The organism is Nitratireductor sp., from assembly GCF_017794765.1.
Classification (GTDB): Bacteria; Pseudomonadota; Alphaproteobacteria; order Rhizobiales; family Rhizobiaceae; genus Nitratireductor.
Genome location: NZ_CP051236.1, coordinates 396,957 through 415,143 on the forward strand (window position 1 = coordinate 396,957; position 18,187 = coordinate 415,143).

Sequence of the window (18,187 nt, forward strand, 5' to 3'; positions counted from 1 at the left end):
CTCAACCCGCGTTCTGCCCGCGTCCTGAAACCGGTTTCAGGACGTGCGAAACCGGTTTTCGAACCAGGCCGTCCACATCGATTCGGAGGCCGCGATATGCAGCCCCCGGCAGTTTCCCAGCCACGGCCTGCTGCACGATTCGACAGGTTCACCATGAGGGAGTGGATGGGCTGATCACTAAAAAGCTTTCCACCGGAACCTACGCTCCTCATGGTAAATCTGTCGAACCACGCACCGCGCCGATGCCTTGGGATAATATGATCGCTGCTCATACGCATAAGGAGTGATCTGGGATTCACCCCGCTAAACGCACCAGGGCTTCGGCAAACATTGCCACGGGCCGGCGGCAATGTCACAACGCAAGCCCTTGCAGCAACGCGCAGGCTCCATCCATGCTGGCTCTGCCCATTCCAACGATCGTCGCCTTCGTGCTCGGCGGGCTACTGATCCGGATCGCCACCTCCAGCGAGCGCCCACCGTTTCTGATGGCGCTGCTCACGGCCTGTGCAGTGCAAAGCCTCATTGTGTCTCTGCGTCAGCACTACGGGATCGCGGCTCTTCTGCCTTTTCAGCCCATCACAGCCACATTCGTGCCGCCGCTGACATGGCTGGCGTTCCAGACGGCCTCGTTCCGTCAGTTCTCATTGCCCCGCGATCTCGTACATCTCGCCGCGCCGGGCTTTGCAGCCTTTTGTGTCATATTCGCTCCCGATACTCTGGATACGGTGGTGCCCGCCATCTTCGTTCTTTACGGCTTCGCGATCCTTGCGAAACTGCATCGCAGCGGCGAGGACCTGCCGCTGGCACGGCTTGAGGCAGGGCGCCTGCCAGCCCGCATCTGGGGTGGCATCGGCCTGGCGCTCGTTCTGTCGGCACTCAGCGACGCGTTTATCGCCTTCGCCTTCATGACTGGAAAGACCTGGCTGCCGCCATTGATCGTCAGCGTATTCTCGTCCGCCGCCCTGCTTGCCATCGGACTTCTGGCAGTCTCTCCAGGTGCGATCGGCGAGGCAGAGCCCCAGCGGCCTGAACAGGCACAGAACCCGACTGAACAGGACGCCCATCTCATCGAGAGGCTCGATGCCCTTCTCGAGACCGACAGGCTCTATCTCGATCCCTCCCTCACGCTCGCACGGCTCGCACGGCGATTGCACGTGCCGGTCAAGCAACTCTCATCAGCCATCAATCTGGTAAGCGGAGAAAATGTTTCGCGCTACATCAACCGCCATCGCATTCAGCATGCCTGTCGCGCGCTGGAAGACGGCGCAAATGTCACCGAAGCCATGCTCTCAAGCGGCTTCAACACCAAATCCAATTTCAACCGCGAGTTCCTGCGCATCACCGGCACGACGCCGCGCGAATGGAACGCGAGGATCGCCGCTCACGATTAGCCGTGTAACGCCGAGCCAATCGCAAGCGCGGAGAAGCCAAACAGGATCGTTCCCGATATGCGCGATACCCAAACCGACAGACCGTCAGGCAGCCGTGCACGCGCCAGCGCCACACCGCCACTCAAGATAAACCACCACAGAAGCGAGCCGAGAAAAACGCCAGTCACGACGACCGCCGCATCGGTAGGACGTGGAGAATCCGCCAGCCCGAGACCGGCAAACATCGCCGCAAAGGCGAGAATGGTCATCGGATTGGTGATTGTCAGAAAAAACGTGGCCGCAGCGGTCCCGAACAGATCGCTTGCCCGGGCCCTGGCAGCGACCCGCGGCGGTACTGCCGAAAAACTCTTCCAGCCGAGCCATGCTAGAAACAGGCCTCCGGCAAGCTTTAGCGGCACATCGACCATCGCAAGGGCCGCCGCAAACGCCGCAAACCCGACTGCTGCCAGCGCCGCATAGAGAGCATCTGCAAGGGCCGTGCCCAGACCGCCGGCAAGGCCGGCCCACAGCCCATGCTCGAGCGTTCTGTTCACACACAACGCCCCGATTGGCCCAAGCGGCGCCGCAACGGCCAACCCAAGCAGCACGCTCTTGCCGAACAGGAGCGCATCCATGGCATCAGCCTTTTTCAACCGGCGCGAAGGATCCCGGCTCTACCGTCGACAGGGCGACAACAGATTCGCTGCGGGCGAGAAAGCCATGTTTCTTCATGTCTTCCAGAACGCTTTCCACATCGGCGAGTGAGGGCACCCGCGCCTTGATGAGATAGGACCACGGGCCAGTCACATGGTGGCATTCCTCTACCGCCTTGTGGGCAGCCGCAAAAACGCGAAACGCCTCTTCATTGACGTTCTGAACCAGTGATACCCAGATGAAAACAAGCACCGGACAGCCCAGCGCCGCCGGATCGGCATCCACCGTGAAACGCCGGATAACACCGCTTGCCGAAAGCCGGCGAATGCGCTCATTGACCGCCGAAGCTGACAGCCCCACCACACCACCAATATCAGCCAGAGAGCGGCGGGCATCTTCCGCCAGAAGGGTCACGATTTTATGGTCAATCTGATCCATGGCAATTTTTCCGCAAATCCAATTTCCGGAAAATTTGCAGAATAAATGTATTTAGTCAATAAAATATGCGGTAAAATTCGAATTCTGCCGCAAATCTATCAACATCACTTTCCAGAGTGCGCCATTGGCTCTTGATTGCCACAGGTGATCGCTGTTGTCGAGTATGCGCCTTGCTGAGCTTATCGAAGGTCGTGCCCGGAAGCAGCCTGACCGATTGCGCGTCAACGCTCTCGGCGCAACCAGAATGTATTATGGATCCGTTCCATGCCGATGCGTTGGCAAAACCCCGCGGCCTGCGGCACGGATACCAGGATCAAAGCGGCTTCCGATCCAGGCAGCCGGCGCGTCTGCCTGGTCATACCCTGTCCAGCTCCAGGCCCCTGGGCGTTTGAAGACACGGCAAGATCGGAAAGATTGGCCACCACGAGAAGTCCGTCACACAACGGGCGGCACCGACAGGCGGCTTGTCTTTTACATTCCGTCGCGCGGTCACGATGAGCCCGGCTTCCGCTGTCATGCGCTAAAGCCGCGCTTCCCATCGATGGGGCGGCTCGCACCGGGACCTGAATCAAGCAGCATCCAGCCAAACTCGCGAGCCTCAAGGTGCGGCTCACGGGCATGAATGATTCCAGGTTTCTCCATCATGCCGGGCACCAGGCTCTTTTGAACAATCGATGCATGCCCGATAGTCAGCCAAAAAAGCCGATCGGCCGCCACCAAGCTTGATTTGCATCCCGCCTGCCGGTACGTCCCCCACATCCTTCCCCAAAGCCGGAGCCGCCTCGCATGTCCGTTGCCGCCAAGAACATCCCCGCACCCGATCTCGTTCCCGTCCGCCGCGCGCTTCTGTCGGTCTCCGACAAGAAGGGCATCGTGGAGTTTGCCCGCGCGCTTTCGGGCCGCAATGTCGAAATCGTCTCAACGGGCGGCACGTCCAGAACACTCTCCGGCGAAGGTATCCCCGTGCGCGACGTCTCCGAGCTTACGGGTTTTCCCGAGATCATGGACGGACGCGTGAAGACGCTGCATCCGGGCGTCCATGGCGGCCTGCTGGGCATACGCGACGATGCAGATCATGCCAGCGCGATGAAGGAACACCACATCGCGCCCATCGACCTTCTCGTCATCAATCTCTACCCGTTCGAAGAGGTGCGCTTCGGCGGTGGCGATTATCCGACCACGGTCGAGAACATCGACATTGGCGGCCCGGCCATGTTGCGCGCAGCAGCCAAGAACCACGCCTATGTAGCCGTGGTGACCGAACCCGCCGACTATGCCCGCATTCTCGACGCGCTCACCGAAAACGACGGCGCCCTGCCCTATCGCCTGCGCCAGGAGCTCGCCGCCAAAGCTTTCGCCCGCACCGCAGCCTATGACGCGGCCATCTCCGGCTGGTTCGCTGAAACGCTCAAGGTCAATGCACCGGATTTCCGCGCTGTCGGCGGCAGGCTCAGGGAAGTGATGCGCTACGGCGAGAACCCGCACCAGACGGCCGGCTTCTACGTCACCGGTGAAAGCCGCCCCGGCGTCGCCACCGCGACCCAGCTTCAGGGCAAGCAGCTTTCCTACAACAACATCAACGACACGGACGCCGCGTTCGAGCTCGTCTCGGAATTTTCGCCGGAGCGCTCCGCCGCTGTCGCCATCATCAAACACGCCAATCCCTGCGGTGTCGCAGAGGGCGCGACGCTTCGGGAAGCCTATGAGAAGGCGCTCGCCTGCGACCCCGTCTCCGCATTCGGCGGCATCGTCGCGCTCAACCGCCCGCTCGATGCGGAAGCAGCCACCGAGATCGTCAGGATCTTCACCGAGGTCATCATCGCACCCGATGCCACCGAAGAGGCCCGCGCCATCGTCGCCGCCAAGAAGAACCTGCGCCTGCTCGTCACCGGCGGGCTCGCCGATCCGCGCGCGCCTGGCCTTGCCGTCAAGACCGTTGCCGGCGGCCTGCTGGTCCAGGCGCGCGACAATGGCGTGGTCGACGATCTAGACCTGAAGGTCGTGACCAGGCGCGCGCCGAGCGAGAAGGAAATGGCCGATCTCATCTTCGCCTTCCGCGTCGCCAAGCACGTGAAATCGAACGCCATCGTCTATGTGCGAGACGGCGCGACCGTGGGCGTGGGTGCCGGCCAGATGAGCCGTGTCGATTCCGCCCGCATCGCCGCGCGCAAGGCCGAGGACGCGGCACAGGCTGCCGGCAATGCCGAACCGCTGACGAAGGGCTCCGTCGTCGCCTCCGACGCCTTCTTCCCCTTCGCCGATGGGCTTCTCTCCGCCGTGGAAGCCGGCGCCACCGCCGTCATCCAGCCGGGCGGCTCCATGCGCGACGACGAGGTCATCGCCGCCGCCGACGAGCATGGCATCGCCATGGTCATGACCGGCATGCGCCACTTCCGTCACTGACGCAGGCTGTGCAAAGGATCAGGAGGCGCCCGCCTCCTGATGCCGGCTCTTCACGAAAGGCAGAAGCACCAGCCCGATGAGGAACAGAACGAGGATCGGCGTCACGCCGAGCCGCTGCGCGTCCTCGACGGAAAACCCGAAGCCCTCCGAAGCGAAATACCCGGTCGCAATGGCGATGGCGAATGGCCCGATAAAGGTCGTCGCCTTTCCCGAAAGCGCGTAGAGCCCGAACGCTTCTGTCACCCGCTCGCGTGAAACCTGATCCACCAGCAGCGTGCGCGAGGCTGCCTGGATCGCCCCGCCCGCAGCGCCGATGAAGGCTCCTGCCACGAAGAAGGCAATGTCGGGCAGGCTGCTTGCCCCAGCCCCGCCGATCGGCATGAAAAGAAGCTCCTCACGCGTGGTGGAAATCACCAGAAGCGCGCACATGGTCAGCACCACGATGGAAACGCTCACCACCAGCTTCGGCCCGAAACGCCTGTCCATCCGCCCGCCCAGCCACGCGCCCAGCGCGCCGGTCACATTGGCGAGAATCCCGAAAAGGCCGATCTGCGTGATGGACCAGTTGAGCACGCCAGCCGCATAGATGCCGCCAAAGGCATAGAGCGCGTTGAGCGCATCGCGGTAGAACATGGACGACAGGAGAAAGCTGAAATAGCTCCGCTCGCCCGGCAGCCGCTTCAGCGTGGCGCTTAGCCGGCCGAGCCCTTCGCGGATCGCCCCCGTCGCCGCCTTGCGGCGCGGCGCATCGGGCGTGAACAGAAACATAGGCAGCACGAACAGCGCATACCATAAGCCCGTCAGCGGCCCTGCCGCCCGGTCGCCCTCACGCGCAGCCGGATCGAGCCCGAAGATCGGCTCCAGCCCCAGAAGCGTGCGGCCCGTATCAGGCTGCGCTGCCATGAAGCCGAGCACCAGAACCAGCGACAGGAGCCCACCGAGATACCCCAGCCCCCAGGCAGAGCCCGAAAGCCGCCCAAGCTCAGAGCGCGGCACGAGATCGGGCATCATCGCATTGTTGAAGACAGCGGCGAACTCCATGCCGAACACGGCAAGCGCCACGGCAAGCAGAACCAGTCCCACATGCCCGCCCCCCGGTGCTGCGAACCAGAGCGACGCGCAGGCCAGAACCCCGATCACCGAAAACACGAAAATCCACGGCTTACGCGGCCCCGTCGCATCGGCAATCGCCCCCAGAACCGGCGAGGAAACCGCAATGGCAAGCCCGCCAATCCCCGTGGCGAGCCCCCAGAGTTCCTGCCCGCGCGCCGCATCGGGCGCGACGGCGGAAGCAAAATAGGGCGCGAAGACAAAGGTGATGATGAGCGTGTGAAAGGGTTGCTGCGCCCAGTCAAAGAACATCCAGCCCCATATGCCACGGCGGGGCACGGTTCCGTGCTCCGCCGGTGGCATGTTCATCCCGGCGTCTTCCGGCGCCCCGGCGAGATCAGACACTCAAATCGCTCATCAGACCCGAGGCCACAGTGAGGCGCGACACGCTGATTTCGCCGCCCTCCACGAGGGACTGCAGCCTCTCGCGCACGCGCACCACATGCTCACCGCCGGCCTCGACCCATTTTTCCGCCGGATCCTCCTCCTTGCCATAGTCGGTAAGCGCGGCGATCGTCATCCCGCGCCGCGCCGCGCTGATCATGTCGGTCGCGCGGAAAAGCGCCAGCCCGTCATAATAGTCCGACGGCACGATCGTGTGCGCGGCGTCCTCGATGCGCCCGATGCGAAACGCATCGGTAATGCCGAAGAACGCTTTCGCGGCCTTTTCCAGCGGCGCACCGGCTTTCTCGGCCACCAGTTCGATATCGGGCACCATCTCCGCGACCGAAAGGAACGCAAGCTTCTTCGCCAGATCCTCCGGCGCGCCAAGCGCCACAAGTTGCGCCCGGCGGTTTTCCAGGCGCTCGCGCATGAAGGCCGGCAGCATCGGCATGAGCTTGCCTTCCAGCGCCTTGCGCGCAGCCCGCAGCCGGTCGATCCGTGCGCCGACGGTTTCCTTATCGCTGTCGTTCTTGAGCTGCCAGGACGTCGCCGAATAGATCAGCCGCCATACGAGCTGGTAGAGATCGAGCTGCGCCATACCGTCGATATTGTTGTCCAGCGCATCGATGGCCTTGTAGATCCTGCGCAGTTCAAATCCCTCACGCACCACGGCGAAGGCCGCGACGATGTCGGCTGCCGGTCGCCCTGTCAGGTCCTGAAGCCGCGTCACGAAGCTGGGTCCGCCGCGGTTGATCACGTCATTGGCCAGTTCCGTGGCGATGATCTCGCGCTTCAGCCGGTGCGAACGGATTTCGCTTTCGTATTTCTTCGCCATACGGCCTGGGAAATAGGCGAAAAGATCTTCCTCCAGATGCGGCGCGTCCGGCACCTTGCTGGCGACGATCTCGTCGAAGAGCACGATCTTCGCATAGGCAAGCAGCACGCCCACCTCGGCGCGCGTCAGCGGCTCACCCCGGCTTTCCCGGTCCGCCAGTTCCTGCGGACCGGGCAGGAACTCCACCGCCCGGTCGAGCAGCCCGCGCTGCTCGAAGAGGGTCATCATCCGCGCCTGATGCGGCATTTCCGGGATGCCACGCTTCTGAACCTGCGAGATCGCGAGCGTCTGCTGATAGTTGTTTGCCAGAACCAGCTCGGCGACTTCATCCGTCATTTCGGCCAGAAGCTTGTCACGCGCCGGCCGCTCGAGCGCGCCGGAACGCATGGCCGCCGCCAGCGCGATCTTGATGTTCACCTCAACGTCGGAAGAGTTCACGCCGGCAGAGTTGTCGATGGCGTCGGAGTTGCAGCGCCCGCCATGGCGGCCAAACTCGATGCGCGCCAGCTGCGTCATGCCCAGATTGGCGCCCTCACCGATCACCTTGGCGCCCACTTCGCGCGCGGTGACGCGGATTGCATCATTGGCCCGGTCGCCCACGTCCTGATTGCTTTCCGTGTGTGAGCGCACATAGGTGCCGATACCACCGAACCAGAGGAGATCGACCGGTGCTTTCAGGATCGCGGTCATGATCTCGGTCGGCGAGGCGGTTGTCTTGTCGAGCCCGATGGCATCGGCTGCCGCCTTGCTGAGCGTGATCGATTTCTGGGCCCGCGAAACGATGATGCCGCCCTTGGAAAGCTTGCTTGTGTCGTAATCCTGCCAGCTCGAGCGCCCCATGTCGAAAAGACGCTTGCGCTCGGCATAGGACACCGCCGGGTCAGGGTCTGGGTCAATGAAGATGTCGCGATGGTCGAACGCCGCCACCACCTTGGTGCAGGTGGACAAAAGCATGCCATTGCCGAACACATCGCCCGACATGTCGCCAACGCCCACTGCCGTGAAAGGTTCGGTCTGTATGTCGCGGTTCATCTCGCGGAAGTGCCGCTTCACCGCTTCCCACGCGCCCCGTGCGGTGATGCCCATCTTCTTGTGGTCATAGCCGGCGGAACCGCCGGAGGCGAAGGCGTCGTCGAGCCAGAAATCATGCGCCTGGCTGATCGCATTGGCGGTGTCGGAGAAGGTCGCCGTTCCCTTGTCGGCCGCCACCACGAAATACGGGTCGTTGCCGTCGTGGCGCACCACGCCTTCTGGCGGAATGACCTTGTCGCCATCCAGATTGTCGGTCAGCGACAAAAGACTGGAGATGAAATTGATGTAGGCCGCGCGGCCTGCCTCGAACACCTCCTGGCGGCTGCCATTCTCCGGCAGGCGGCGCGGGTAGAAACCGCCCTTCGCGCCCACCGGCACGATCACAGCATTCTTGACCTGCTGTGCCTTCACCAGGCCCAGCACTTCGGTGCGATAATCCTGTGCCCGGTCAGACCAGCGCAGGCCGCCGCGCGCCACCGGTCCAAACCTGAGGTGAACACCTTCCACCTCTGGCCCATAGACGAAAATCTCGCGCCACGGCCGCGGTTGGGGCAGGCCCGTGATGGCGCGAGAATCGAATTTCAGCGCCAGTGAGCGGACTGTCTCATCGGCTTTTGGCCGATAATGATTGGTGCGCAGCGTTGCCTCGATCAGGTTGAGGAAGCGCCGGATGATCGTGTCGTCGTCGAGGTTGGGCACCGCATCGAGATCTGTCTCCATCGCGCTCTTCAGCGCCATTGCCTCATCGCGAGCCTTCGCCTTCCCTGCCTTGGCAGGGTCGAAGCGCAGTACGAACAATTCAAACAGCTTTCGCGCGATATGCGGATAGCGGTTCATCGTCGCGGCGATGAAATCCTGGCTCTGCGGAATGCTCGCCTGATGCAGGAAGCGGCTGTAGGCGCGCAGAATCGCGATCTCGTCGACGCGAAGGCGGGCTCTCTGCGCCAGTGCGTTGAGCCGGTCGTCGTCATGTTCCTTGCGCCAGACAGAAAGGAACAGTTCCTCGAACAGTACACCGTTGTCCGAAAGATCTATTGGCCCATCGAACGCGTTTTCCAGCTCCATGTCATGGATGAATATCTGGGCGCTCTCTTCATCGTCGGCATCGCCGACTTCGAAGGTGCGCTCGGAGATGACACGGAAGCCCATGTTTTCAAGCAGCGGAACGCGCTCCGTCAGCGGAACCGGGGTGCCGTGATGATAGATCTTCAGTGCTGCCTGCGTTTCATCCTGATCATCATGCCTGTGAAAATCGATGGCGATGGGATTGCTCTCGGAGAGCTTGGCCATACGCTCGGCATCGATTAGCGCCGTTTCGGCAGAAAAACCATTGCGGTAGCTCTCTGGAAACGCCGCGGCGACGGCTGCGAGCCTGCGGTCTGCCCCGGTTTCTTCCAGCGCTTCCTGCAGGGCATCGTCCCAGGTTCGCACGATCTTGCGAATGCCCGCCTCAAGCGTCTCCGTATCGATGCGCGGCGTCTTGCCGCCAGAACGTCCGATGATGAAATGGACACGTGCCAGTGTGCCTTCAGGGAAGGCCGGATAATAGGCTGAAACCCGTCCCTTGAAGACGGTCTTGAGGTAGTTGCCGATCTCGATACGAACCTGTGAATCGTATCGGTCCCGCGGCACGAAGACGATCACGGAGACGAAACGGTCGAACTGGTCGATGCGGTAGAGCGCGCGGACACGAGGCCGCTCTCCCAGCGCCAGTATCGCTTCCGCATGCTTGCGCAGGATCGGCAGACCGATCTGGAAAAGCTCGTCGCGTGGATAGGACTCCAGAACGTTGATCAGTGCCTTGCCCGAATGGTCGGTCGGTGCAAATCCGGACTTGGCGATAACAGCCTCGGCCTTCGACCGCAGATACGGGATCTTCATCACCGATCGCGTGTAGGCCGTGGAGGTGAACAGGCCGACAATGCGCAGTTCACCGGTCAGTTTTCCCTTGTCGTCAAAGGTTTTGACGCCGATGTAATCGAGATAGGCACGGCGATGAACCACCGATTTGGCGTTGGCCTTGGTCACGATGAACGGATCGGGGCCATGGAGAAAGGCGCGAATCTCCGGAGTGGTCGAAACCGCCTCCTTGCCACGGCGCAGAACGAGAACGTCCGGATCGGCCAGAATGCCCAGCCCTTTCTTGTTGGCGCGCTCCAGCGTCCCGTTCTCCTCGCCTCCCGAATACCGAAACTCGCGCATGCCGAGAAACGTGAAATTGTCGTCGCGCAGCCATTCCAGAAAGGCGATTGCTTCTGAAACAGCATCCTTGTCCAGCGGCACGGGGGCATAGCGCAATTCGGTGATCTGCTGATCGAGCCGGGCAAGCATCGGCTTCCAGTCGACCACCGCCGCGCGCACCTGCGCCAGTGTTGCGTTGAGGCGAGTTTCCAGCTCCTTGCACTGGTCATCGGACAATCGGGGAAGATGGACGTGAATGAGGCTGATCTTGTCCTCACCGGCAGCGGGTTTTGTGCCGGCTGCGTCGCCGACAATCTCTTCCACGCCTTTTTTGCTGTGGCGAACCACGAGAACCGGATGCGCGACGAGTGTCGCTTCAGCACCGAAATCGCTGAGTTCTCCCAGCACCGAATCGAACAGAAACGGCATGTTGTCATTCACGACCGTCAGGACGCTGACCGCGCGGCCAAGCCGTTCGATCCCGGCAACATTGTCTATCCGTACAACGCTGGTTCCCGGCTTGTGAGCCTTGATGGCGGCGACAGCATCCTCGGCCGCACGCAGCAGCGCTGCCTCGTCATAGGGGTGAAGATCCTCCGCCGGCGTCCGCGCGCTGATGATCTCATGCAGGACCTTGCCCATCGGTCCGCCCTTTTTCGCGGTCTTGGAGGTCTTTGCTTTGGCTACCATGCCGAAAATCCCTGTTGGTTGACCAAACTGGCCCATCGTATTCAGACAAAAGCGGTTTGACGACCCGTCATTCCACCGTGCAGGCTGAATACAACCTATTCCTATCGAAAGGGTGTCTGCATCATGACGAAACCGGTCACTGCACTGCATTTTCCCCCGCTCGAATCGCTGAGCGAGGATACCCGAGCCTATTTCGAAAAGTGCGAGGAGAAACTTGGCCTCGTGCCCAATGTTCTCCGCGCCTACGCGTTCGATGAGAACAAGCTCAGAGCGTTCACGCAGATGTACAACGATCTGATGCTGGGTGATTCGGCTCTGACGAAGCTCGAGCGCGAAATGATTGCCGTCACGGTGTCGAGCATCAACCACTGCTTCTACTGCCTCACCGCTCACGGCGCCGCCGTTCGTCAGCTATCCGGCGACCCGGTGCTGGGCGAACTCATGGTCATGAATTATCGGGCGGCAAAACTTGACCCGCGACAAAAGGCGATGCTTGATTTCGCCGTCAAACTTACCGAAAGCCCTGCAAAGATTGAGGAAACGGATCGGGAAGCGCTGCGCGCGGCCGGCTTCTCCGAGCGCGACATCTGGGACATTGCCGCCGTCGCCAGCTTCTTCAACATGTCAAACCGCATGGCCGCTGCCGTCGATATGCACCCCAATGAGGAGTATCACGCGATGGCGCGCCAGCCGGCAGCAGACTGACCGTCAGGAGCGATCGACGACCCGGCTACCGATACACTCTGATTCGCGTAGTCGGGCCGATGAGCGGCAGAATGCGTGCCATGGCGCGAGGCGATACGGCTATACAGCCCTCGGTGGGCGGGAAACCGGGCTTGGCAATATGAAAGAAAATTGCACTGCCGCGATTGCGGATTGCCGGCCGCATGTTCCAGTCCGACACCATGCAGATATCGTAGAGACGATCCTCGCGCCTCATGCGTTCATGGCTGGCCGGATAAGGAAGACGAACCGGGCGATTGTAATTGCGGTCGCCCGCCGCGTCGCACCACCCATCCCCGTCGTTGATCTGCCGAAGCGAAAAACGGCATTTGGGCGGCCCGGAAGGGGCTCTGTCACCACGAAAATAGCCATAGAGGCACCGCAATTCTCCGATTGGAGTGGCACCATCCCCTTCGCGCTTGAGCATCGCTGTGCCTGTTCGCCCCAGCGCGCATGGAAAGACGAATGGGCCCACCGTCATCAAGCCCTCGGTCGGCCTGCCCGGTCTGCGTCGCACCTCGATCAGAGGAATCGATTTGCCGGCTTCACACGTCATCTTGAGGAATATCCACCTGTCAGCTTACGTTAAATTGATTGGAACAAATGTTCGCCATGGTGTTCTCGCACTGTTAGGTTTCGCATAAAGCGGGAACGGTCAACACTGCAATTCCATTTGAATCGGCAGCATTTTTCCTGGATAGTGGATACAACCATGACGTCACGCACCATCCTAATCGTCGATGATGACGAAGACCTGAGGACGACGCTCGTCGAGCAGCTGTCGCTCTATGAGGAATTCGATATTCTTCAGGAGAACACGGCCACGAAGGGCATTCAGTCTGCACGCAACGCGATTGTCGATTTGCTCATCATGGATGTCGGCCTGCCGGACATGGATGGGCGTGAAGCGGTCAAGCTTCTGCGCAAGGGCGGCTATCGTGCACCGATCATCATGCTGACGGCGCAGGACACCGATTCGGATACGATCCTTGGCCTTGAGGCCGGCGCCAACGATTATGTCACGAAGCCGTTCCGCTTTGCGGTGCTTCTCGCCCGCATCCGTGCCCAGCTTCGCCAGCACGAGCAGAGCGAGGACGCCACCTTCGCCGTTGGTCCCTATACGTTCAAGCCCTCGCAGAAACTGCTCATCGATGAACGCGGCGGCAAGATCCGCCTGACAGAAAAAGAAGCCGCGATCATCAAATACCTCTATCGCGCCGAGCAGAAAGTGGTGACGCGCGACATCCTTCTGGAAGAAGTCTGGGGATACAATTCCGGCGTTACCACCCACACGCTCGAGACCCATGTCTACCGTCTTCGGCAAAAGATCGAGCGCGATCCTTCCAAAGCTGAAATTCTTGTGACAGAAAGCGGTGGTTATAAGCTCGTTCCGTGAGACTGCGCCATGAGGGCGTTCGGGGATCGCCGGGAACGGGTCGGGGACAACGTCAATGGCGCTGGACGATGATATTCGCATTCTGTCCGGCGTGGGTCTGTTTGAGGGATTCACGCGCGAACAGTTGCGCCTCATGGCATTCGGCGCCGAAAGCATGACGCTTTCCGCCGGACGGGAAATCTATGCCGAAGGAGCACCTGCCGACTGCGCCTTCATCGTCGCCTCCGGAAGCGTTGTTCTGTTTACCGAACGGGATGGCGAACGACAGATTGTCGAAAGGCTTGGGCCCGGCGACATGATGGGCGAGTTCGCACTGATTGTCGAAGGCCGCCGTATGACAAATGCGATGGCTGAAAGCGAAACGCGGCTTGTGAGGATCAGTCGTTCAAGCTTTCACCGGATCCTCGAGGAATTCCCCGAAACAGCGGTCCGCCTGCATGAGAGAATTGTCGATAATTTGCAACTCATGATCTCCCGGATGGAGCAAATCGCAGCGCGATTCGCCGACTGATTTTTTTGGAAAACACGCACGTTTTACCCCTTTTTCTTTCAAAAAAGGCGTTTTCGCTGAAAATACGTGAAATTCCCGAAAAATCGGTCAGCCGAAGTCGAAGCCTGCTATGACAGGGACGTGGTCAGACGGCCGGTCCCACCCACGCGCCTCGCGCAGCACTTCGATCCGGTTCAGCGCCGGTGAGAGATTGGGCGACGACCAGATATGGTCGAGCCTGCGTCCACGATCAGAGAGCGCCCAGTCCTTGGCGCGATAGCTCCACCACGTAAAGACTTTCTCCTCCGGCGGTATCTTCTCCCGCATCAGATCCACCCAGCCGCCTTCCTTCCGCAGCCTTTCCAGCCCCTCGGTCTCGACCGGTGTGTGGCTGACGACTTTGAGAAGCTGCTTGTGTGACCAGACATCGGTTTCGAGCGGCGCGATATTGAGGTCGCCGACGAGAATGGTCCCCGAATTGCCGCTCTCTTCGGCGCGCAGCGCATGCATTTCTGCAAGAAAGTCAAGCTTGTGGCGAAACTTCGGATTGATCTCCGGATCGGGCTCGTCGCCACCGGCCGGCACATAGAAATTATGGAGAAGGACGGTGCGCCCCGCGCCCGCATCCAGGGATACGGAAATGTGCCGGCTATCGCCCATCCCGCAAAACGCGCGCTTTTCAACGAGTTTCAGCGGGCGGCGCGCGATGGTGGCAACACCGTGATAACCCTTCTGGCCATGGATCGCCATGTGCTCATATCCAGCCTTTCGGAAAGCCGCGGCGGGGAACTGGTCATCGGCACATTTGGTTTCCTGCAGGCAAAGGACGTCCGGGCTATACCGTTCCAGAAACTGCTCGACGAGCGGCATGCGCAGCCGCACGGAGTTGATGTTCCAGGTGGCGATGGTGAAGGGCATGGAGACAGTCCGGGCTAGAAAGCTTGCAGGAGGCGCAAACCTGCCCGGAACGGGAAAGAATGACAAGCAGATCGGCCTGCCACAAAAGAAAAGGCCGGACTTTCCACAGCCCGGCCACGCGCCAATTCGCAGGTATCAGCGCCCGTTGCGGCTCATTTCATCAACCCGCCGGTAATCGATCTTGAATACGCTTGGATCGAAGGTCACGCCCTGCTGGACATTGAAAATCATGACCGTCGTGTCCTTGCCCTGCGCATCGGTGATGGTCCATTGGCGCAGGTCATATGAATTCGTGTCGAACATCATGGTGATGGTCGAATCTCCGAAAACGGACTTGTCGGACATCTTGATCGTCGTGAGATCATTGTCCTCACGCACGGTCTGGACCTTGTCGCCCGAGAGGTCGATACGCTCGTCGAGAAGAAGCTTCAGCGGCGTTTTCGAGAGCGGGTAAAGGTCCGCCGTGTTGAGCTTCTTGTTCATAATGACCACCGAACTGCCGTCCGAGGTGACACGAAAGCCTGACGGTTCCTCATAGTCGAAACGGATCTTGCCCGGCCGTTCGATATAGAACTTGCCGCCGGTCTGCTCTCCGCGCGGCCCGAATTGCACAAATTCGCCCATCATGGTGCGGACGCTGGAAAAATGCGCCGCGATCTGGTCAGCACTCTGCGCAGCCTGCGCCGCCAGAGGCGCAACGCACAACGCCGACAGAGCGATCGCCGCGATCGCGATACGCCGGGCCAGAAAGTCGGTTACCCCAAAATTCATCGTGTTCGATCTCCACATTTGCCCTCCCGAATAACCAACCAGTAGGGCCGAAATTTGGCTGCAGGTTAACGGCCAGTGCCGACGCCGGTTCCAGCGCCGGGCATGATCAGACCTCGTCCTGCTCCGTCGGCACGAGAATCTCGCGCTTGCCCGCATGATTGGCGGGGCCGACAATGCCCTCTTCCTCCATGCGTTCGATGATCGAAGCGGCACGGTTGTAGCCGATGCCCAGGCGGCGCTGGATATAGCTGGTGGACGCCTTTCCGTCGCGCAGAACCACCGCAACCGCCTGATCGTAGGGATCGGCAGAATCGCCCAGATTGCCGCCGCCCGATCCACCGCCACCGGCAGACCCGCCATCCTCCTCGTCATCATCCTCGGTAACAGCGTCAAGATAATCCGGCACGCCCTGCATCTTCAGGTGACTGACGATGCTCTCCACCTCGCCATCGGAAACGAACGGGCCGTGGACACGCTGTATACGCCCGCCACCGGCCATGTAGAGCATGTCACCCATGCCCAGAAGCTGCTCGGCACCCTGCTCTCCCAGGATCGTGCGGCTGTCGATCTTCGATGTCACCTGGAAGGAGATACGTGTCGGGAAGTTCGCCTTGATCGTGCCGGTGATGACGTCCACCGAAGGCCGCTGTGTGGCCATGATCACATGGATGCCGGCGGCGCGCGCCATCTGAGCCAGACGCTGCACGGCGCCTTCGATATCCTTGCCGGCGACCATCATCAGGTCGGCCATCTCATCGATGATGACGACGATGAAGGGCATCGGCTCGAGATCCAGATCCTCGCTCTCGTAGATCGCCTCGCCCGTCTCGCGGTCGAAGCCCGTCTGCACCGTGCGCTTGATCGTCTCGCCCTTCTTCTTGGCGGCAACGACACGCTGGTTGAAGCCCTCGATGTTGCGCACGCCGACCTTGGACATCTTGCGATAGCGGTCTTCCATCTCCCGCACGGTCCATTTGAGCGCGACGACCGCCTTCTTGGGGTCAGTCACAACCGGGGTCAGGAGATGCGGGATGCCATCGTAAATCGACAGTTCCAGCATCTTCGGATCGATCATGATCAGGCGGCACTGCTCGGGCGTCATGCGGTAGAGCAGCGACAGGATCATGGTGTTGATGGCAACCGACTTGCCGGAACCGGTGGTACCGGCCACCAGAAGGTGAGGCATCTTTGCGAGATCTGCGATCACCGCTTCACCATTGATGGTCTTGCCCAGCGAAAGAGCAAGCTTGGCCTTGCTCGCCTCGAAATCGCGGCTGGCAAGCAGCTCGCGCAGATAAACGGTTTCACGCGTGGAATTCGGCAGTTCGATGCCGATGGCGTTGCGGCCGGGGACGACCGCGACGCGAGCCGCGATGGCGCTCATCGAGCGGGCGATGTCATCGGCAAGGCCAATGACACGCGACGACTTGATGCCGGGTGCAGGCTCCAGCTCATAGAGCGTGACCACGGGGCCCGGACGCACATGGATGATCTCGCCCTTGACGCCGAAATCCTCCAGAACGCCTTCGAGAAGGCGGGCATTCTGCTCCAGCGCATCCCGGGAAAGCGAAGGGTCCTTTGTCGAGGTTTTTGGTTCCGCAAGCAGATGGAGTTCTGGAAGTTCAAAGGTTCCGCTGTCGAGGAAAGAGGGCTGTGCCTCGCGGCGAACACGCGCACCTTCCGCCGGTCTTGGTGCAGGATTCTCAACCCGTTGCGTCGCAGGCGCGGACACTGCCTGCCGCGATGATGCGGCAATAGGCTGCGGCACCGGGGCGTCAAATTCGGGTTCAACGCGCGCGCGCGGGGCTGCAGGCGCCTCGTTGAAGTCCGGCTCAACCCGGGCATCCATATCAAAATCGTCGAAGCCCGTCTCTTCATCCTCGTCCAGATCCATCGCCCGCATCCGATGGCTATCGCGAGGGCCGGCACGGACAAGGTTGCGTCGGAAAAATGCGCAGAAGGACAACCACCAATGGGCCATATAGCCAAGGATGACCGAACCTCCGCTTTCTTCCTCATCGTCCAGCGTATCGAAGGCGGTTTCGTCTTCCAGATCGTCGACGAACTCTTCCGCATCCGGACGCGAGACCAGACCCGCACCGAAGACAAGCAACCAGCCGGCGGGCACCGCGAGAATGGCAGCGATGACGAAACCTGCAAAGCCACGCGGATAAGCGCCCGTGAATTTCGCAGGGACGGAAAGGATCATGTCCCCCAGCACGCCGCCAAGGCCCGTGGGCAAGGGCCAGGTTGGCGGCGGCGCGAAAGCGCCGACAATGCCGGCGGCCAGAACCGCACCAAGGAACCATGCACCGGCGCGCTTCACGGTACGATCAATCTGCCGCCCGAGCAGAAGAAGAGCGCCCCAGCACACCGCAGGCACAAGCCCGATCAGCGCCGCCAGGCCGTAAAACTGCATGGCAAGATCGGAGAAAACCGCCCCGGGATACCCCATCGCATTGGTGACAGGATTGGCAGTGGCATGGCTGAAGCTCGGATCGGCAACGTTCCATGTGGCAAGCGCCGCCACACCAAACGCCACGAAGGCAAGCAGCGCAAGGCCGCCTGCACGCGCTGCCTGACGGCGCAGGAAGGCCTGCAGACCGTAGCTGTTTTCATCCATCGCCAAGAATGCCGAAGACCCGGAACTCATGCGCTCAATTCTCCGCTCGCGCGTTGCTTTCGACGCGAAACGCGCCGTGATGACTCGCCTGTGACCCTAGCGAGCGGATGGTTAAGACGGCATTAACCATGGAGGGGCGGGTTGCAATTTCTCAAATCAATAAAAAAGG

At 61.0% G+C, this 18,187-nt stretch carries 13 protein-coding genes; 5 read left to right on the forward strand and 8 right to left on the reverse strand.

The genetic code is table 11. From position 1 onward, the window contains the following. Positions 1–392: 392 nt before the first annotated feature. Complete coding sequence (locus HF949_RS01900) at positions 393–1,391, forward strand: helix-turn-helix domain-containing protein (RefSeq protein ID WP_292898036.1); 999 nt, start codon at positions 393–395, stop codon at positions 1,389–1,391. Here HF949_RS01900 and HF949_RS01905 read toward each other — a convergent pair. Both HF949_RS01905 and HF949_RS01910 read right to left on the reverse strand, forming a co-directional pair. Continuing rightward, positions 1,388–2,005, reverse strand: coding sequence for a LysE family translocator (locus HF949_RS01905; RefSeq protein WP_292899966.1), 618 nt, complete (start codon positions 2,003–2,005; stop codon positions 1,388–1,390). The genes HF949_RS01900 and HF949_RS01905 overlap by 4 nt on opposite strands. A 4-nt stretch (positions 2,006–2,009) precedes the next feature. Beyond that, entirely contained in the window at positions 2,010–2,462 is a 453-nt protein-coding gene (locus HF949_RS01910) for an Lrp/AsnC family transcriptional regulator (protein WP_007008348.1), read from the reverse strand. Positions 2,463–3,248: 786 nt separating this feature from the next. Here HF949_RS01910 and purH point away from each other — a divergent pair. Next, positions 3,249–4,865 carry a bifunctional phosphoribosylaminoimidazolecarboxamide formyltransferase/IMP cyclohydrolase gene (purH, locus tag HF949_RS01915; protein ID WP_292898037.1) on the forward strand — a complete coding sequence of 539 codons (1,617 nt, stop codon included), beginning with the start codon at positions 3,249–3,251 and terminating at the stop codon, positions 4,863–4,865. Between the two features lie 18 nt (positions 4,866–4,883). Here the strand turns inward: purH and HF949_RS01920 are convergent, their stop codons facing one another. Then, a complete protein-coding gene (locus tag HF949_RS01920; protein ID WP_292899967.1) occupies positions 4,884–6,284 on the reverse strand; it encodes an MFS transporter in 1,401 nt (466 codons plus the stop codon). A gap of 28 nt (positions 6,285–6,312) precedes the next feature. Continuing rightward, complete coding sequence (locus tag HF949_RS01925; protein ID WP_292898038.1) at positions 6,313–11,097, reverse strand: NAD-glutamate dehydrogenase; 4,785 nt, start codon at positions 11,095–11,097, stop codon at positions 6,313–6,315. 123 nt (positions 11,098–11,220) lie between these two features. On the opposite strand from HF949_RS01925, the gene HF949_RS01930 reads away from it, so the two are divergent. Next, complete coding sequence (locus tag HF949_RS01930; RefSeq protein ID WP_292898039.1) at positions 11,221–11,802, forward strand: peroxidase-related enzyme; 582 nt, start codon at positions 11,221–11,223, stop codon at positions 11,800–11,802. Positions 11,803–11,827: 25 nt separating this feature from the next. On the opposite strand, the gene HF949_RS01935 is transcribed toward HF949_RS01930, so the two are convergent. Further along, positions 11,828–12,376 (reverse strand): L,D-transpeptidase family protein, encoded by a 549-nt coding sequence (locus HF949_RS01935; protein ID WP_292898040.1) that lies wholly within the window; start codon positions 12,374–12,376, stop codon positions 11,828–11,830. A gap of 156 nt (positions 12,377–12,532) precedes the next feature. Here HF949_RS01935 and HF949_RS01940 point away from each other — a divergent pair, with 156 nt between their 5' ends. Beyond that, positions 12,533–13,216: a response regulator transcription factor gene (locus HF949_RS01940; protein WP_025031550.1), complete on the forward strand. Its 684-nt coding sequence runs from the start codon at positions 12,533–12,535 to the stop codon at positions 13,214–13,216. A 55-nt stretch (positions 13,217–13,271) separates the two neighbouring features. Beyond that, entirely contained in the window at positions 13,272–13,727 is a 456-nt protein-coding gene (locus HF949_RS01945) for a cyclic nucleotide-binding domain-containing protein (RefSeq protein ID WP_292898041.1), read from the forward strand. Positions 13,728–13,814: 87 nt separating this feature from the next. Here the strand turns inward: HF949_RS01945 and HF949_RS01950 are convergent, their stop codons facing one another. The 3 genes from HF949_RS01950 to HF949_RS01960 all read right to left on the reverse strand — a co-directional run bounded on the left by HF949_RS01950 (position 13,815) and on the right by HF949_RS01960 (position 18,048). After that, positions 13,815–14,624, reverse strand: coding sequence for an exodeoxyribonuclease III (locus tag HF949_RS01950; RefSeq protein ID WP_292898042.1), 810 nt, complete (start codon positions 14,622–14,624; stop codon positions 13,815–13,817). 135 nt (positions 14,625–14,759) lie between these two features. After that, the gene (locus tag HF949_RS01955; RefSeq protein WP_292898043.1) at positions 14,760–15,395 is read right to left on the reverse strand and encodes an outer membrane lipoprotein carrier protein LolA; all 636 of its coding nucleotides are present in this window, start codon (positions 15,393–15,395) and stop codon (positions 14,760–14,762) included. 106 nt (positions 15,396–15,501) lie between these two features. Next, positions 15,502–18,048: a DNA translocase FtsK gene (locus tag HF949_RS01960; RefSeq protein WP_292898044.1), complete on the reverse strand. Its 2,547-nt coding sequence runs from the start codon at positions 18,046–18,048 to the stop codon at positions 15,502–15,504. Positions 18,049–18,187 lie beyond the last annotated feature (139 nt).

What these genes read in the sequence shown, in the direction of transcription:
- HF949_RS01900 (WP_292898036.1), top strand. Translation starts at nt 393, where the DNA reads ATGCTGGCTCTGCCCATTCCAACGATCGTCGCCTTCGTGCTCGGCGGG.
- HF949_RS01905 (WP_292899966.1), bottom strand. Translation starts at nt 2,005, where the DNA reads ATGGATGCGCTCCTGTTCGGCAAGAGCGTGCTGCTTGGGTTGGCCGTT.
- HF949_RS01910 (WP_007008348.1), bottom strand. Translation starts at nt 2,462, where the DNA reads ATGGATCAGATTGACCATAAAATCGTGACCCTTCTGGCGGAAGATGCC.
- purH (WP_292898037.1), top strand. Translation starts at nt 3,249, where the DNA reads ATGTCCGTTGCCGCCAAGAACATCCCCGCACCCGATCTCGTTCCCGTC.
- HF949_RS01920 (WP_292899967.1), bottom strand. Translation starts at nt 6,284, where the DNA reads ATGAACATGCCACCGGCGGAGCACGGAACCGTGCCCCGCCGTGGCATA.
- HF949_RS01925 (WP_292898038.1), bottom strand. Translation starts at nt 11,097, where the DNA reads ATGGTAGCCAAAGCAAAGACCTCCAAGACCGCGAAAAAGGGCGGACCG.
- HF949_RS01930 (WP_292898039.1), top strand. Translation starts at nt 11,221, where the DNA reads ATGACGAAACCGGTCACTGCACTGCATTTTCCCCCGCTCGAATCGCTG.
- HF949_RS01935 (WP_292898040.1), bottom strand. Translation starts at nt 12,376, where the DNA reads ATGACGTGTGAAGCCGGCAAATCGATTCCTCTGATCGAGGTGCGACGC.
- HF949_RS01940 (WP_025031550.1), top strand. Translation starts at nt 12,533, where the DNA reads ATGACGTCACGCACCATCCTAATCGTCGATGATGACGAAGACCTGAGG.
- HF949_RS01945 (WP_292898041.1), top strand. Translation starts at nt 13,272, where the DNA reads ATGGCGCTGGACGATGATATTCGCATTCTGTCCGGCGTGGGTCTGTTT.
- HF949_RS01950 (WP_292898042.1), bottom strand. Translation starts at nt 14,624, where the DNA reads ATGCCCTTCACCATCGCCACCTGGAACATCAACTCCGTGCGGCTGCGC.
- HF949_RS01955 (WP_292898043.1), bottom strand. Translation starts at nt 15,395, where the DNA reads ATGAATTTTGGGGTAACCGACTTTCTGGCCCGGCGTATCGCGATCGCG.
- HF949_RS01960 (WP_292898044.1), bottom strand. Translation starts at nt 18,048, where the DNA reads ATGAGTTCCGGGTCTTCGGCATTCTTGGCGATGGATGAAAACAGCTAC.